Annotated in this window: 11 protein-coding genes and 2 pseudogenes; 9 read left to right on the forward strand and 4 right to left on the reverse strand. The window is 63.0% G+C overall.

What is annotated here, in order from left to right:
- The first annotated feature begins 35 nt into the window (after positions 1–35).
- The 7 genes from iolD (at position 36) to phnN (ending at position 6,623) form a co-directional block, all read left to right on the forward strand.
- On the forward strand, positions 36–1,880 hold the full coding sequence (iolD, locus tag NKH05_RS07470) for a 3D-(3,5/4)-trihydroxycyclohexane-1,2-dione acylhydrolase (decyclizing) (protein ID WP_353025209.1): 1,845 nt from the start codon (positions 36–38) through the stop codon (positions 1,878–1,880).
- Between the two features lie 46 nt (positions 1,881–1,926).
- Complete coding sequence (iolE, locus tag NKH05_RS07475) at positions 1,927–2,844, forward strand: myo-inosose-2 dehydratase (RefSeq protein ID WP_353005814.1); 918 nt, start codon at positions 1,927–1,929, stop codon at positions 2,842–2,844.
- 42 nt (positions 2,845–2,886) lie between these two features.
- The gene (locus NKH05_RS07480) at positions 2,887–3,105 is read left to right on the forward strand and encodes a DUF3329 domain-containing protein (RefSeq protein ID WP_353025210.1); all 219 of its coding nucleotides are present in this window, start codon (positions 2,887–2,889) and stop codon (positions 3,103–3,105) included.
- 2 nt (positions 3,106–3,107) lie between these two features.
- Positions 3,108–3,917 (forward strand): 5-deoxy-glucuronate isomerase, encoded by an 810-nt coding sequence (gene iolB / locus NKH05_RS07485; protein WP_352484309.1) that lies wholly within the window; start codon positions 3,108–3,110, stop codon positions 3,915–3,917.
- Between the two features lie 152 nt (positions 3,918–4,069).
- Positions 4,070–4,777, forward strand: a complete 708-nt coding sequence (locus tag NKH05_RS07490; protein ID WP_353025212.1) for a DUF1045 domain-containing protein — start codon at positions 4,070–4,072, stop codon at positions 4,775–4,777.
- An 80-nt stretch (positions 4,778–4,857) separates the two neighbouring features.
- Positions 4,858–5,997: an alpha-D-ribose 1-methylphosphonate 5-triphosphate diphosphatase gene (locus NKH05_RS07495; RefSeq protein ID WP_352495023.1), complete on the forward strand. Its 1,140-nt coding sequence runs from the start codon at positions 4,858–4,860 to the stop codon at positions 5,995–5,997.
- Positions 5,994–6,623 carry a phosphonate metabolism protein/1,5-bisphosphokinase (PRPP-forming) PhnN gene (phnN, locus tag NKH05_RS07500; RefSeq protein ID WP_353005811.1) on the forward strand — a complete coding sequence of 210 codons (630 nt, stop codon included), beginning with the start codon at positions 5,994–5,996 and terminating at the stop codon, positions 6,621–6,623. The genes NKH05_RS07495 and phnN overlap by 4 nt, the downstream gene beginning before the upstream one ends.
- An 89-nt stretch (positions 6,624–6,712) precedes the next feature.
- Here phnN and NKH05_RS07505 read toward each other — a convergent pair.
- The 4 genes and pseudogenes from NKH05_RS07505 to NKH05_RS07520 all read right to left on the reverse strand — a co-directional run bounded on the left by NKH05_RS07505 (position 6,713) and on the right by NKH05_RS07520 (position 11,030).
- Positions 6,713–7,241, reverse strand: a pseudogene (locus NKH05_RS07505) (DUF2231 domain-containing protein).
- 149 nt (positions 7,242–7,390) lie between these two features.
- Positions 7,391–8,386 carry an ABC transporter permease gene (locus NKH05_RS07510; RefSeq protein WP_023677502.1) on the reverse strand — a complete coding sequence of 332 codons (996 nt, stop codon included), beginning with the start codon at positions 8,384–8,386 and terminating at the stop codon, positions 7,391–7,393.
- A gap of 23 nt (positions 8,387–8,409) precedes the next feature.
- Entirely contained in the window at positions 8,410–9,954 is a 1,545-nt protein-coding gene (locus tag NKH05_RS07515; RefSeq protein ID WP_353025214.1) for a sugar ABC transporter ATP-binding protein, read from the reverse strand.
- A gap of 113 nt (positions 9,955–10,067) precedes the next feature.
- Positions 10,068–11,030, reverse strand: coding sequence for a sugar-binding protein (locus tag NKH05_RS07520; protein ID WP_352484310.1), 963 nt, complete (start codon positions 11,028–11,030; stop codon positions 10,068–10,070).
- Positions 11,031–11,486: 456 nt separating this feature from the next.
- Between NKH05_RS07520 and NKH05_RS07525 the strand changes: the two genes are divergently transcribed.
- Both NKH05_RS07525 and NKH05_RS07530 read left to right on the forward strand, forming a co-directional pair.
- Positions 11,487–12,593: a LacI family DNA-binding transcriptional regulator gene (locus tag NKH05_RS07525; protein WP_352640269.1), complete on the forward strand. Its 1,107-nt coding sequence runs from the start codon at positions 11,487–11,489 to the stop codon at positions 12,591–12,593.
- 78 nt (positions 12,594–12,671) lie between these two features.
- A pseudogene (locus NKH05_RS07530) lies at positions 12,672–13,813 on the forward strand (alpha-hydroxy acid oxidase).
- Positions 13,814–13,849 lie beyond the last annotated feature (36 nt).

Raw genomic sequence — 13,849 nt, forward strand, 5'->3', positions numbered from 1 at the left:
GAAGGCGCGGCATAAGGACTGCGGAGGAAAACGACATGACCAAGACAATCCGCCTGACGATGGCGCAGGCGCTGACCCGCTTTCTTGCCCAACAGATGGCCGAGATCGACGGCAAGAAAGTGCCGATCTTCGGCGGCGTCTGGGCAATCTTCGGCCACGGCAATGTCGCCGGCATCGGCGAGGCGCTCTACCAGGTCCGCGACGAATTGCCGACGTTCCGTGCCCATAACGAGCAAGCGATGGCGCATGCGGCGATCGCCTATGCCAAGGCCAATTTCCGCCGCCGCTTCATGGCGGCGACCAGTTCGATCGGCCCTGGCGCGCTGAATATGGTGACGGCGGCAGCACTTGCGCATGTAAACAGGTTGCCTGTCCTGTTTCTGCCCGGCGACGTCTTCGCCAATCGCATTCCCGATCCCGTCCTGCAGCAAGCCGAGGATTTTTCCGACGGTACGGCGACGGTCAATGACTGCCTCAGGCCGGTGTCGCGCTATTTCGACCGCATCACCCGGCCGGAGCAGATCATGCCGGCGCTCAACCGCGCCATGCAGGTGCTGACCGATCCGGCTGAGTGTGGCCCGGTAACGCTGGCGCTGTGCCAGGACGTGCAGGCCGAGGCCTATGATTATCCCGAGAGTTTCTTTGCCGAGCGGCTCTGGACCCAGCGGCGAGCGCGCCCGGACCGCCAAGAGTTAGCAGCTGCAGTGGCGGCGCTGAAGAGCGCGAAGAAGCCATTGGTGATTGCCGGCGGTGGCGTGCTCTATTCGCAAGCGTCGGATGAATTGGCGAAGCTGGCGCAAGACGCTGGCATTCCGGTGTGCGAGACGCAAGGCGGCAAATCCTCGCTGCCCGACGATCATCCGCTGAACATGGCGGCGGTCGGCGTTACCGGCACTTCGGCTGCCAACAGGCTGGCCGAAGAGGCCGACGTCGTGCTTGCCGTCGGCACCAGGCTGCAGGATTTCACCACTGGCTCCTGGGCGTTGTTCAAGAATTCCGGCAAGACCATGATCGGGCTCAACGTCCAGCCTTTCGATGCCGGAAAGCACCAGGCGCTGCCGCTGGTCGCCGATGCGGCTGAAGGGCTCGCCGAACTCGGTGCGGCGCTGAAAGGCTGGAAAGCTCCTTCTGGCTGGACCGACAATGCGATCAGCGGCAAGAAGGACTGGCAGGCGGATGCCGGCAAGGTGACGGCGTCGACCAATGCCGCCTATCCGTCCGACGCGCAGGTGATCGGCGCCGTACAGCGCGCCATGGGCTCCGGCGTGGTACTGCTCCATGCCGCCGGCGGCTTGCCCGGCGAATTGCACAAGCTATGGCAGGCGGGCGCGCCCGGCTCCTATCATGCCGAATACGGCTTCTCGACCATGGGCTACGAAATCGCCGGCGGGCTTGGCGTCAAGATGGCCAAGCCCGACGAGGAGGTTGTGGTGATGATCGGCGACGGCTCCTACCTGATGCTCAATTCCGAGGTCGCTACGTCAGTGATGCTCGGCCTCAAGCTGACCATCGTGCTGCTCGACAACCGCGGCTATGGCTGCATCAACCGGCTGCAGATGGCGACCGGCGGCGCCAACTTCAACAATTTGCTGAAGGACGCTCGTCACGAGACCTTGCCCGAGATCGACTTCGCCGCGCATGCTGCAAGCATGGGTGCGATTGCCGAAAAAGTGGCGTCGATCGCCGGGCTGGAAACGGCCCTGGCGCAAGCGAAGAAGAATACGCGAACGACCGTGCTGGTCATCGACACCGACCCGATGGCTTCGACCGAGGCCGGTGGAAGCTGGTGGGATGTCGCAGTGCCGGAAGTCTCGGCACGGCCGCAAGTGAACGCGGCGCGCAAGAAATATGAGGAAGCGCTGAGCGGGCGGCGGTTTTAACGCGCCCGCCAACGCCGCCTCGAATGTCAGAAATTGGAGTGACGACTTGAAAGCCAAACTGGGCATGTCCCCGATTGCATGGTGGAACGACGATCTTGCCGAACTCAGCGATGATGTGTCGCTGGAGGAGTGCCTGCGCCAGTCGCGCTCGGCTGGCTTTACCGGCATGGAAATGGGCCGCCGCTTTCCCAACGATCCGGAGATCATGCTGCCGATCCTGAAAGAGGCCGACGTGACGCTGTGCGGCGGCTGGTTCTCCGGGACGCTGGTCGACGAAGACATGGCGAAGAACAAGGTTCGTATCCAGCCGATGATCGACCTGTTCAAGGCGGTGAATGCGCCCTGCATCGTCTATGGTGAAGTCGGCCGTTCCATCCAGGGCGACCGCTCGAAACCGCTTGCCATCAAGCCGAGGCTGTCGGACGATGAGATGAAAGCCTACGCTAGGCGGCTAACCGAGTTCGGCGAATGGTGTGCCGGGCAAGGCATGCCGCTCTCCTACCATCATCATATGGCGGCGGTGATCGAGACCGAGCCGGAGCTCGACGCTTTCATGCGCTATTCGGGAGAGGGCATTCCGCTGCTGCTCGATGCCGGTCACCTGGCCTTTGCCGGCGGCGATGTGCTGCGCGCGATAGACAACCACCACCGGCGCATCAACCACGTGCATGTCAAGGACGTACGCATGCAGGTGATCCAAAAGCTGGATCGCAACAAGCAATCCTTCCTCGACGCGGTGGCACTTGGTGCCTTCACCGTGCCGGGAGATGGATCGCTGGATTTTGGCGCCATCGTCCAGAGGCTCGCCAACCACGGCTATGAAGGCTGGTTCGTGGTCGAGGCCGAGCAGGATCCGAAGAAGAACCCGCCGCTCAAGATGGCGCAGGTCGGCTACAAGGAATTGATGCGGGTGATGACGGCGGCCGGCTATACGGTGGAGACACAGGGCTTTCCCAATGCTTGAGAGTTCGCGAGGAAGGGCTGACCCGATGCCGGCGTTTATCCGATGAAAGACTCCGAGCACCCGTTTTTCCGGCCTTTGTGGCGGCGCGTTGCCATTGTCGCGGTCTGCCTGGTCTGGTCGGCGATCGAATTCGCCACCGGCACGCCGTTCTGGGGCGTGATCGCGCTCGGCTTCGCCGGCTATGCGCTCTGGCAGTTTTTCTACCTCTACAAACCGGCCGACGAAGACAAGCCATCGGCAAACGCCAAACCGAAGGAATGACCATGTCGAAGCTGCTCGTCAAAGCCAATAAGGGCCACGGCCGCATCGCCCATGTGACGCCGCAAAACGCCGGCTGGACCTATGTCGGCTTCGATCTGCATCGGCTGAGGCCCGGCGACACCGCTTCCGGGCAAACCGCGGATCGTGAGGTCTGCCTGGTATTCGTCACCGGCAAGGGCAAGGTCAAGGCCGGCGGCAAGGATCTCGGGCTGCTCGGCGAACGCATGTCGCCGTTCGAGGGCAAGCCGTGGTCGGTCTATGTGCCGCAGGGCTCGGAGTGGTCGGTGAGCGCCGATACCGATCTCGAACTCGCCGTGTGCTCGGCGCCGGGGCTTGGCGGCGGTCTGCCGGTCCGCATCATTGCGCCGAAGGATCTCGGCCAGGAGACCCGCGGCAAAGGCACCAACACGCGCTACGTCACCAACGTCCTGCCGGAGGGCGAGCCGGCCGATTCCCTGCTGGTGGTCGAGGTCATCACGCCCGGCGGCCACACATCGAGCTATCCGCCGCACAAGCACGACCAGGACAATCTGCCGGCCGAATCCTATCTCGAAGAGACCTATTACCACCGCCTCAACCCGCCGCAGGGCTTTGCTTTCCAGCGCGTCTACACCGATGCCGACCAGAACGGCTCTCGTTCGCTCGACGAGGCGATGGCGATCGAGGACGGCGACGTCGTGCTTGTACCCAAGGGTTATCACCCCTGCGCCGCCTGCCACGGCTATGATCTCTATTATCTCAACGTCATGGCCGGACCGAAGCGGACGTGGAAATTCCACAACGCGCCCGAGCACGAATGGCTGATGGCCTGACCGTTTCCCCTTCGCTTCTCAACCGCTGGTCCAAGCCGAAAAAATCGTCGGCTAATGACCGGGCTGTGTCGTTTTGTTACCGAAAACGCTGCAAAGCTTCGTCATTTCGTCATGCAAATCGCCTATGGCAGCGGGGCTGACGAGGAACTTCGATGCGCTACGCGATCTATTTCACCCCCCTGCAGGACGAACCGCTGGCGCGGATCGCCGCCAATTGGCTCGGCCGTGATCCCTTCGGTGCCGCCACGAGGCCGGTCGAGGCGGTGGGCGAGTTGTCGGCAGCGGAAGTTGCCTTCCATACCGCCTCGGCGCGCCGCTACGGCTTTCATGCGACGCTGAAGGCGCCCTTCCGGCTGGCTTCAAACGAGACGGAGGCCTCGCTTCGCGCCGCACTCGACGATTTTGCCGAGGCGACGCCGGTGGTGACGGTCCCGCGTCTCGTCGTCAGCCAGATCGACAGCTTTTTCGCGCTCGTGCCGGAAGCACCGCTGCCGGGGCTCAACCGTTTCGCCGATGATGTGGTGCGGGGCTTCGACCGCTTTCGCGCGCCGCTGACAGACGCGGAGATTGAACGCCGCAGCCCCGACTCGCTGAAGCCCGATGAGTTCCGCAATCTCTGCCAATGGGGCTACCCCTATGTCTTCGAGACGTTTCGTTTCCATATGACCCTGTCCGGCCGGGTGTCGTCACAGGAAAGCCCTCGTCTTCACCTAGCAATCGACAGCCTGTTTGCGGACGTGCTGCAACGGCCGGTGCCGGTGGACGCGCTGACGCTGTTTGTCGAAACTGAGCCGGGTGCGCCGTTCATGGTGCTGTCCCATCACGCGCTCGGGCGCCGCCCGGCCAGAAGAACTGCCTGAGATGACTATTTGCTTTAACCGCATTGTGCGACGCCAATCCATTTTCAGTTGGCTGCAAAATGCTCCGAGGACTGCCTGAAATGACCGCCGAGACCGTTCTTGACAACGCCCGCATCGTGCTTGCCGACCAGATCGTCGAAGGGTCGATCGTGCTGCGCGACGGCGTGATCGCCGACATTGCTCCCGGCGCTGGCCGCAGCGGCAAGGACATGGGCGGCGACTTCATCATCCCTGGGCTGGTCGAGCTCCACACCGACCATCTCGAAGGCCATTACGCGCCACGGCCGAAAGTGCGCTGGAACCCGATCGCCGCGGTGCTCGCCCACGACGCGCAGGTGGCGACCGCCGGCATCACCACCGTGCTCGACGCCTTGCGCGTCGGTATGGACGAGGACGCCGACCTGACGGCCGCCGACATACGCAAGCTGGCCGAGGCGATTGAGGACAGCGTCCAGCAGGACCGGCTCAGGGCCGACCATTTCATCCATCTGCGCTGCGAGGTTTCGGCGCCGGACTGCCTCACAGCCTTCGCCAATTTCGACGGCGACGAGCGGGTCAGGCTGGCGTCGCTGATGGACCACGCGCCGGGACAGCGGCAATTCGTCGATCTCGAAACCTATGCGTATTACTACCAGCGCAAGCTGAAGCTGACCGATCGCGATTTCCAGAAATTCTGCGAAAAGCGGATGGCGGAATCGGCGAAGAACTCGAGCCCGAACCGCAGCTTCATCGCCGCTGCGTGCAAAGAGCGCGGTATCGTGCTCGCCAGCCATGACGACGCAACCGTCAGCCATGTCGATGAAGCGATCGAGCAAGGCGTCCGTGTCGCCGAGTTCCCGACCACCGAGGAGGCGGCTCGGGCTTCGAAAGAGGCAGGGCTCGGCGTTTTGATGGGCGCGCCGAACGTCATGCGCGGCGCTTCGCATTCGGGCAATGTCTCGGCCCGCACACTGGCCGGCGACGGCCTGCTCGATATCCTGTCATCGGACTACATTCCGTTCAGCCTGATTCAGTCGGCCTTTTTCCTCGGCGACGTGGTCGAGGGCATCTCGTTGCCTCAGGCAGTGGCGATGGTGTCGAAGAACCCGGCCGAGGCGGTCGGCCTCACCGATCGCGGTGTCATCGAGCCCGGCCGGCGCGCCGATCTGGTTCGCGTGCGCGTCGACGATCACGTCCCGGTTGTCCGCACGGTGTGGCGGCAGGGACGGCGGGTCGCATGATGGTGTCGGCATCGGTCGAGCGTGAATTGTCCGCCGCGGGATTTCCAATCCGCGACGGCGTCTTCGTCGCCGTCGTCGGACCGAGCGGTGCCGGCAAGGACACGGTGATTGGCTATGCGCGCGCCATGTTTGCCGACGAGAGCCGACTGGAGTTCGTTCGCCGGGTGATCACCCGGCCGAGCGATGCGGCCACCGAGGATCACGATACGCTAGCCGACGCTGCCTTCGTCGAGGCCGAAACGGATGGCGCCTTCGCGATTTCCTGGGAGGCGCATGGCCTGCGCTATGGCATCCCGGCCGAAGTCGACTGGTCAGTCTCCAACGGCCGTGTCGCGATCGCCAACGTCTCGCGCGCGATCATCCCGACGCTGCGGGACCGCTACGCCAATCTGGCTATCGTCGAGATCACGGCTGCACCGGAGATCCTGGCCGAGCGGCTGGCCTTGCGCGGGCGCGAGTCGCGCGGCGAAGTGCTGGCACGGCTGGCGCGCAGCGCCAATGTGGCGCTGTCCGGACCGGGCGTCACCTCCATCGACAATAGCGGCCCTCGTGAAGCCGCCGGCGAGCGCTTCACCGAGGTGCTGCGCAAGGCCATGGCCTTCTCCGACATGTCGGGCCTCATCTAAGGCGCGCCCATCCGATGCATTCGGGATGGGCGCTACTTGTCTAACCCATATCTTTTTGGAAACCGGTATCCACTGTTCGGATCATGGCCTCATGCGGCGTGCCGGTCCCGACCAGCGTGATGAGTATCCGTGCTAGTGGTTGTCGAAGGCTTCGCTGGTGCATACGCCGGTGTATCCAGAACTGCAACGTGATGCCGATAGACCATCTCCCAGCCCTTCCAGCCGGTGAACAGCAATGCAGACCACTATGAACGACAACAGCGCGCCCCACGGTCGGACCGCGGCCTCGGCGCCTTGGGCATAGCGAAGGTAGAAATTGATCAGTGCCACAACGACCGCGGTCAAGTTGCCCAGCATGTGGTACCAGGCGTCGGACAAGGCGCGAATGCGCGGCTCGTTGAGAAAGTCGATGAAACCGGCTGTGGCAGCGAGAAGCGCCATTACGATAGCTGCCCCGATCAGCCACATCGATGCCCGTGCCCAGAAGGCGTCGGCAGTCCCCCAGAAAACCAGGTCGGTGACAAAGGCACCGACAAGAAACGCGACAGGAAAAGGTATCAGCATCGGGTGGAGGGGGTGAGTTCCTACCTTTGCGGTACTTACTGGATTCACGGGCATGGGACGCCTCCGCGCAGCAAAGCTTAAATAAACGCTCAGATACGGGTTTCGTTCCAAATAGATTAACCTGAACTGCTGTCGCGAAGCTCAGGCTGACCTTTTCACGCCTGCCAATGGCAGTCGGCGTATTTCATCCAGCTATTTTTGCGTCATTCCGCGGCAGCACCCGCCACGCCCTTGCGGGTGGCTTCCAGCATCCGCCGCCGCGCCCTGAACACGCCCCATTGCTGATCGACCAGAACGCCGATGAGGATCACCCCGCCCATCACGGCGAAGTTGAGCGAGGACGGGATACCGAGCAGGTTGACGAGGTTCTGCAGCTCCTGCAGCAGCACCGTGCCGAGCAGGACGCCGATCAGCGAGCCTTCGCCGCCGCGCAGCGAGAAGCCGCCGAGCACCGCTGCCGCGATGGCGTAGAGTTCGTAGAACTGGCCGTGGCTCGCCGGCGAGATCGAGCGTGTGTACATGGCGAAATAGATAGCCGACAGCGCCGTCAGCACGCCGCAGATGACATAGGCAGCCATGACGATGCGGCCGGTGCGGATGCCGGAATATTTCGCCGCTTCCTCGTTCTTGCCGATGGCGTAGAGATATCGCCCGAACACCGAACGGTGCAGCACCACCCACATGACGACGGCGATGACGATCAGCGCGATGAAACTGTTCGGCACGCCCCAGGACCGCCCCGCCGTCAGGAACTCGAGTTCCGGGAAGTTCTGTCCGAAGGCAAAGCCGGCGGTGCCGTCGGCGGTATAGAAGCGCGCCACGCCGCGATAGATCAGCAGGCCGCACAAGGTCACCACGAAAGGCTGCAATTTGAGCCGGGTGATCAGCCAGCCATGCGCCAGCCCGATGATGCCGCCGAGCACCAGGATCAGCGGCAGGGCGACCGGCCAGGCCATGCCGCGCGTGGCGATGAAGTCGATGAACAGCACGCCGAGCAGCGCAACCACCGAGCCGACCGACAATTCGATGCCGCCGGTGATGATGACGAAAGCCTGGCCGATCGACAGGATGCCGAACAACCCGATCAGGTTCGAAGTGTTGGCGAGATTGATCGGCAGCAGGAAGCGCGGGTTGATGATCGCCACCACCGCGCCGACCACCAGGATCAGGATCAGCAGGCCGAGATCTTTCTTGCTCATCGTCTTCTCCCAATGCCGGCGAACTATTTCGGGTGCTTGCCGACCGCCAGCAGCAGCACGTTTTCCTGGCTGAACCGGTCCTTGTCGAGAATGCCGGAGATCTGGCCTTCATGCATGACGGCGATGCGGTCGGAAACACCGATCACCTCCTCCATGTCGCTGGAGATCATCAGCACGGCGACGCCGGCATCGGCCAGCGCCCGCATCAGCCCGTAGATCTCGGCCTTGGCGCCAATGTCGATGCCGCGTGTCGGCTCGTCGAGGATCATCACCTTCGGCTTCATCGCCAGCCATTTGGCCAGCACGACCTTTTGCTGGTTGCCGCCCGACAGCGTGCCGGTACGCGTCTGCACGGAGGGCGCCCTGATGCCCAGATCGGTCTTCTGTTTCTCGGCGGTGGCGGCCTCGGCGCTGGCCGAGACCAGCGAGCGCCGCGAATGCGCCGGCAGATTGGGCAGCGAGATGTTCTGGGCAATCGACAGATCGAGCAGGATGCCGGTCAGCTTGCGGTCTTCCGGGACGAGGAAAATACCGTTGACCACTGCGTCCGCGGCCGAACCAAGAACCAGATCTTTTCCGTCAAGCTGGAACGAGCCGCCAAAGCTCTTGTCGATGCCGAACAGCACGCGCGCCAGCTCCGTCCGACCGGAGCCGACGAGACCGGCAAGGCCGAGGATCTCGCCATGCCTGACGTCGAGGTCGACGGGCCGGTCGGGATAGGCGGCGGTGCGAATGGCCTTGACCGACAGCGCGACAGAGCCCGGCGGGCGCGCCGATTCTGCGGCCTTCTCCCTCTCCTTGAGCATGCGGCCGATCATCAGCTTGACCATCTGGTCGTGATTGATGGCGCTCTTCGGCAAAGTTCCGGCGAGCATGCCGTCCCTGAGCACGACGACGCGGTCGGCGACGCGCTCGACCTCGTGCAGGCGGTGTGAGATGAAAATGACGCTGATGCCGTCTGCCTTCAGCGCCTTGATGACACCAAGCAGCTTGTCGGTTTCGGCGATCGGCAGGCTCGAGGTCGGCTCGTCGAGGATAACCAGCCTTGCCTTGATCGACAGCGCCTTGGCGATCTCGACCATTTGCTGCTGGGCCAGCGACAGCGCCGATACCGGCGTATCGGCCGAGAAATTGGCGCCCACGCGTTTGAGCAGCGGCGCCGCCAGCGCTCGCAGCCTGGCGCGGTCGACCAGCTTGAGCGGGCCGGCGCGCAGCGGTTCGCGGCCGAAGAAGATATTGGCGGCAACGTCGAGGTTTTCGAACAGGTTGAGTTCCTGGTGGACGAAGGCGATGCCCGAACCGATGCTGGCCTCGACAGTCAGCCCGTCATGGGCGGCGCCATCGACAATGATGGTGCCGGTGTCCGGCCTGGTGACGCCGCCGAGGATCTTCATCAGCGTCGATTTGCCGGCGCCGTTTTCGCCGACCAGGCCGATGACCTCGCCGGGCCTGACCTCGATCGAGAACCCGTCCAGCGCGACAACGCCGGGATAGGTCTTGCGCACACCGTTGAGGCTCAGGAACGGAGCGTCCGTGGTTGCAACGATGGATGGGTCGGAATAATTCATCACGCCTGACAGCAGCCGGTGAGCCGTTTTGGACTCAGACTGACGGGCCTCGCGAGGCCCGTCAATAGAACGCCGGCTCAAGGCGAACCTTGAGCCGGCGCAACCTAGTTTGCTCAGTTTCCAGACATCGCCTTGAGGCTGGCGGCGTAGGCGTCGACATCGTCCTTGCCGATGATCTTGGTCGGGATGATGATCAGTCCATCGGCGGGAACGCCCGACTTGTTGCCTTCGAGATAGGCGGCCATCAGCTTCATGCCCTGATAGGCCCATTCGAAGGGCTGCTGCACGACGGTGGCGGCGACGGTGCCTTCCTTGACGCCGCCCAGCGTGATCGGATCGTCGTCGAAGCCAACGACGGTGATCTGGCCGAGCTTGCCGGCATCGCGCAGCGCCTCATAGATACGCGGCGTGTTGTAGGAATAGAAGCCGACCATGCAGGTGACGTCGGGGCTGGCGACCAGCGCGTCCTCGACGTTCTTCTTGGCGCGGGCCTGGTCGATGTCATCGCCACGCACGTCGACCAGTTCGATCTTGGTGCCGGCGAGGCCGTCCTTCATGCCCTGGATGCGTTCCTTGGCATTGTCGGCGCCGAGCAGGCCGACGAAGCCGAGGCATTTGCCGCCATCTGGCATCGCCTTCTTGGCAATCTCTGCCGCCTGCTTGCCGGCATCGACATTGGACGAGCCGATATAGGCGACACGCTTGGTCTGCGGTGCGTCGCTGTCGGTGGTGAACAACGCCGTTTCCGAGGCGATCTTGTTCAGCCCGTCGGTCGACGTCTTGGGGTCGACGGCCGAGACCATGATCGCCTTAACACCGGCCGTCACCAGATCGTCCATCAGGCGCTGCTGGATGGCGACCGAGGACTGCTCCGGATATTTGAGTTCTAGATTGTAATTGGGCAATTCGCCTTGAGCCTTCTTGACCCCGGCTTCGGCAGCCTTCCAGAAATCGGAAGCGCCGTTGACGACGAAGGCCAGTGTCGGCTTGTCGTCGGCACGCGCAATTGCGCTGACGGACAGGCCGAGCAGCAGGGCCGCAGCGGCGACGGACGCATTTCGTATCGCAGATTTCATATTCAACCTCCCATTTGACTCAGTAATTTTCGCTGATGATGAACGTGCCGGCGCGGCTTGGACGCCCTCCTCCTCAGGGTTCCGGCAGCGAAGAACGACGCCATTCCAGCCGCGATCGTCGACTTTAGAGACTCATTCGTCGTTCGTAAATAGTCCGATTTGTCTGACATTTCCTCGAAACGGCAGGCGAGCTTCGGTTGACGGGAACTGTCCGCCACCAAGCTGGCTTACGTTCCGAACATGCGCGGGTCCGATGTTCGTCCGAGCATGATGGATTGACGTTATAGGGCCGCCGGATATTAGTAAAGAGTATTAGTTTAATCGGGATTCTCACGAGAAAGGAGAAGCCTCCCAATGCGCTGTCACGTCGGATTCGCGACTAAATCACTTAAGAGGGCACTTATATCTATTAGCATCGCTTTACCTTATAAATGCGAGATTTGAGGGACGAATGACATGAACGAACCACTGCGCGATCCCGTCCTTGAGGGTACCAGGCGGCGCAAGCCGTCCGGGAAAAACCCCAGAGGCCGCGTTACCATGACCGACATCGCCAGGGCCGCCGGTTGTTCGCAGGCGACGGTTTCGTTCGTCCTCAACAACACGCCGGGCATCAGGCTATCGCAGCAAACTCGTGAGCGGGTGATAGAGGCGGCGCGGGCCCTCAGTTATGCGCCGCCGGTGTTTTCCGCCCTGCGAGCCCCGGTTGCCGCTTTTGACGGGCTGGATGGCGTGATCGGCTTCGCCGTCGACCAATTGGCGACCAGCCCGGAGGCGGTCGTCGCCATTGAAGGGGCGCGGCAAGCCTCGTGGAACGCTGGCAATGTACTTTTGGTGGCGCAGACCATGGGCGACGAGGTGATGGAGCCCCGGGCCATCGCGGCGCTGACCAAGCAGGGCATTTCGGCGCTGATCTACATGACCATCTTCACCCGCGAGATCGTCGCGCCGGAGTATCTCTACGGCCTCGACATTCCGGTCATCCTGCTCAACTGCTACACCGCCGACTATGCCTTCCCCGCCGTGGTGCCGAGCGAGATCGCCGGCGGCCAGAGCTCGACCCGGCACCTGATCAGCCATGGCCATCGCCGTATCGCCACCATCACCGGCGAGCCATGGATGCAGGCGGCGCAGGACCGGCTGAAGGGCTACCGCCGGGCGCTGGCGACAGCCGACATCCCGTTCGACCCGGCCTTGGTCGTCGAAGGCGATTGGTCGGCGAGCGCCGGCTATGCCGCGACCATCAAGCTACTGGCGCTGAAAGACCGGCCGACCGCCATCTTCTGCCAGAACGACCGCACCGCGATCGGCTGCTACGAGGCGCTGAAGGAGGCCCGCCTGCACATCCCCCAGGATATTTCGGTGGTCGGCTATGACGACGAGGAGATCGCGCGCCATCTGTTCCCCCCGCTGACGACGTCGATCCTGCCGCATATGGCGATGGGGCAATGGGCGATCGAGCAGCTGGAAGTCCCCGCCCCTCCCGGTCGTGGCCGCCATCCCATCACCAAGCTCGAATGCCCGCTGGTGGAGCGGGAGTCGGTTGGCGCGGTGGCGGGCTGACGCGAGGCGGCGGAATAGTCGGCGATCGACAATTGCATAGGCTTGACATCGCGCCCCGCATAGATCCGATTGAGCCCTATGAGGTTGCAAAGCTGCTATAATTTTCAGGACTTTCGCAGGCTGGCCAGACAGCGCCTGCCAGGACCGATCTTCGACTATATCGATGGCGGCGCGGACGACGAGACGACGCTGCGGCGCAACACGGCTGCGTTCGAGGACTGCGACCTCGTCCCAAACGTGCTTGCCGGTGTCGGGCAGATCGACATGTCGGTCACCGTCATGGCCAGAAACTGGCGATGCCGGTCTATTGCTCGCCGACGGCTCTCCAGCGGCTGTTTCACCATAGCGGCGAGCGCGCCGTCGCCGCGGCGGCGGAGAAGTTCGGGACGATGTTTGGCGTCTCGTCGCTTGGGACGGTCAGCCTGGAGGAAGTCCGCAAGCACCGGACGCCGCAGGTTTATCAGTTCTATTTCCATAAGGATCGCGGCCTGAACCGCGCCATGATGGAGCGCGCCAAGGCGTCCGGCGTCGAGGTGATGATGCTGACCGTCGACAGCGTCACCGGCGGAAACCGCGAGCGTGACCTGCGGACCGGCTTTTCCATCCCCTTTCGGCTTACGCTCGGCGGCATGATGCAGTTCGCGATCAAGCCGAGATGGGCCATCGACTATTTGACGCACGACAAGTTCAGCCTGCCGCAATTGGACGGCCATATCGATCTCGGCGGCGGAGCGCTTTCCATCAGCCGCTATTTCACGGAGATCCTCGATCCATCGCTGGATTGGAAGGACGTCGAAGACATGGTCCGCTTCTGGAACGGCCAGTTCTGCCTGAAGGGGATCATGAGCGTTGCCGATGCCAGCAAGGCGGTCGACATCGGCTGCACCGGCATCGTTCTGTCAAATCATGGCGGCAGGCAGCTGGACGGCTCGCGCAGCCCGTTCGACCAGCTGTCGGAGATCGTCGACGCGGTGGGCGACAAGATAGACGTGATCATCGACAGCGGCGTCCAGCGCGGCACGCATGTGCTGAAAGCCCTGTCGTTGGGTGCCAAGGCCGTCGGTATCGGGCGCTACTATCTCTTCCCGCTGGCAGCCGCCGGACAGGCCGGCGTCGAACGGGCGCTCGGCCTGATGCGAACCGAAATCGAACGCGACATGCGGCTGATGGGATGCAGGTCGGTGGCAGAGCTTTCCAGTGGGAATGTGCGGTTTAGGTGAGTGGCGGGAGATGCGCACGGCATAAGCTTTGTCGAA

This window comes from Mesorhizobium sp. M1399 (genome assembly GCF_040317735.1).
In the GTDB taxonomy this organism is placed as follows: domain Bacteria; phylum Pseudomonadota; class Alphaproteobacteria; order Rhizobiales; family Rhizobiaceae; genus Mesorhizobium.

Bases quoted from the DNA above. Each gene is read 5' to 3' on its own strand.
- NKH05_RS07480 (WP_353025210.1), top strand. From the start codon at position 2,887: ATGAAAGACTCCGAGCACCCGTTTTTCCGGCCTTTGTGGCGGCGCGTT.
- NKH05_RS07495 (WP_352495023.1), top strand. From the start codon at position 4,858: ATGACCGCCGAGACCGTTCTTGACAACGCCCGCATCGTGCTTGCCGAC.
- NKH05_RS07525 (WP_352640269.1), top strand. From the start codon at position 11,487: ATGAACGAACCACTGCGCGATCCCGTCCTTGAGGGTACCAGGCGGCGC.
- iolD (WP_353025209.1), top strand. From the start codon at position 36: ATGACCAAGACAATCCGCCTGACGATGGCGCAGGCGCTGACCCGCTTT.
- NKH05_RS07520 (WP_352484310.1), bottom strand. From the start codon at position 11,030: ATGAAATCTGCGATACGAAATGCGTCCGTCGCCGCTGCGGCCCTGCTG.
- NKH05_RS07510 (WP_023677502.1), bottom strand. From the start codon at position 8,386: ATGAGCAAGAAAGATCTCGGCCTGCTGATCCTGATCCTGGTGGTCGGC.
- NKH05_RS07490 (WP_353025212.1), top strand. From the start codon at position 4,070: ATGCGCTACGCGATCTATTTCACCCCCCTGCAGGACGAACCGCTGGCG.
- NKH05_RS07515 (WP_353025214.1), bottom strand. From the start codon at position 9,954: ATGAATTATTCCGACCCATCCATCGTTGCAACCACGGACGCTCCGTTC.
- phnN (WP_353005811.1), top strand. From the start codon at position 5,994: ATGATGGTGTCGGCATCGGTCGAGCGTGAATTGTCCGCCGCGGGATTT.
- iolB (WP_352484309.1), top strand. From the start codon at position 3,108: ATGTCGAAGCTGCTCGTCAAAGCCAATAAGGGCCACGGCCGCATCGCC.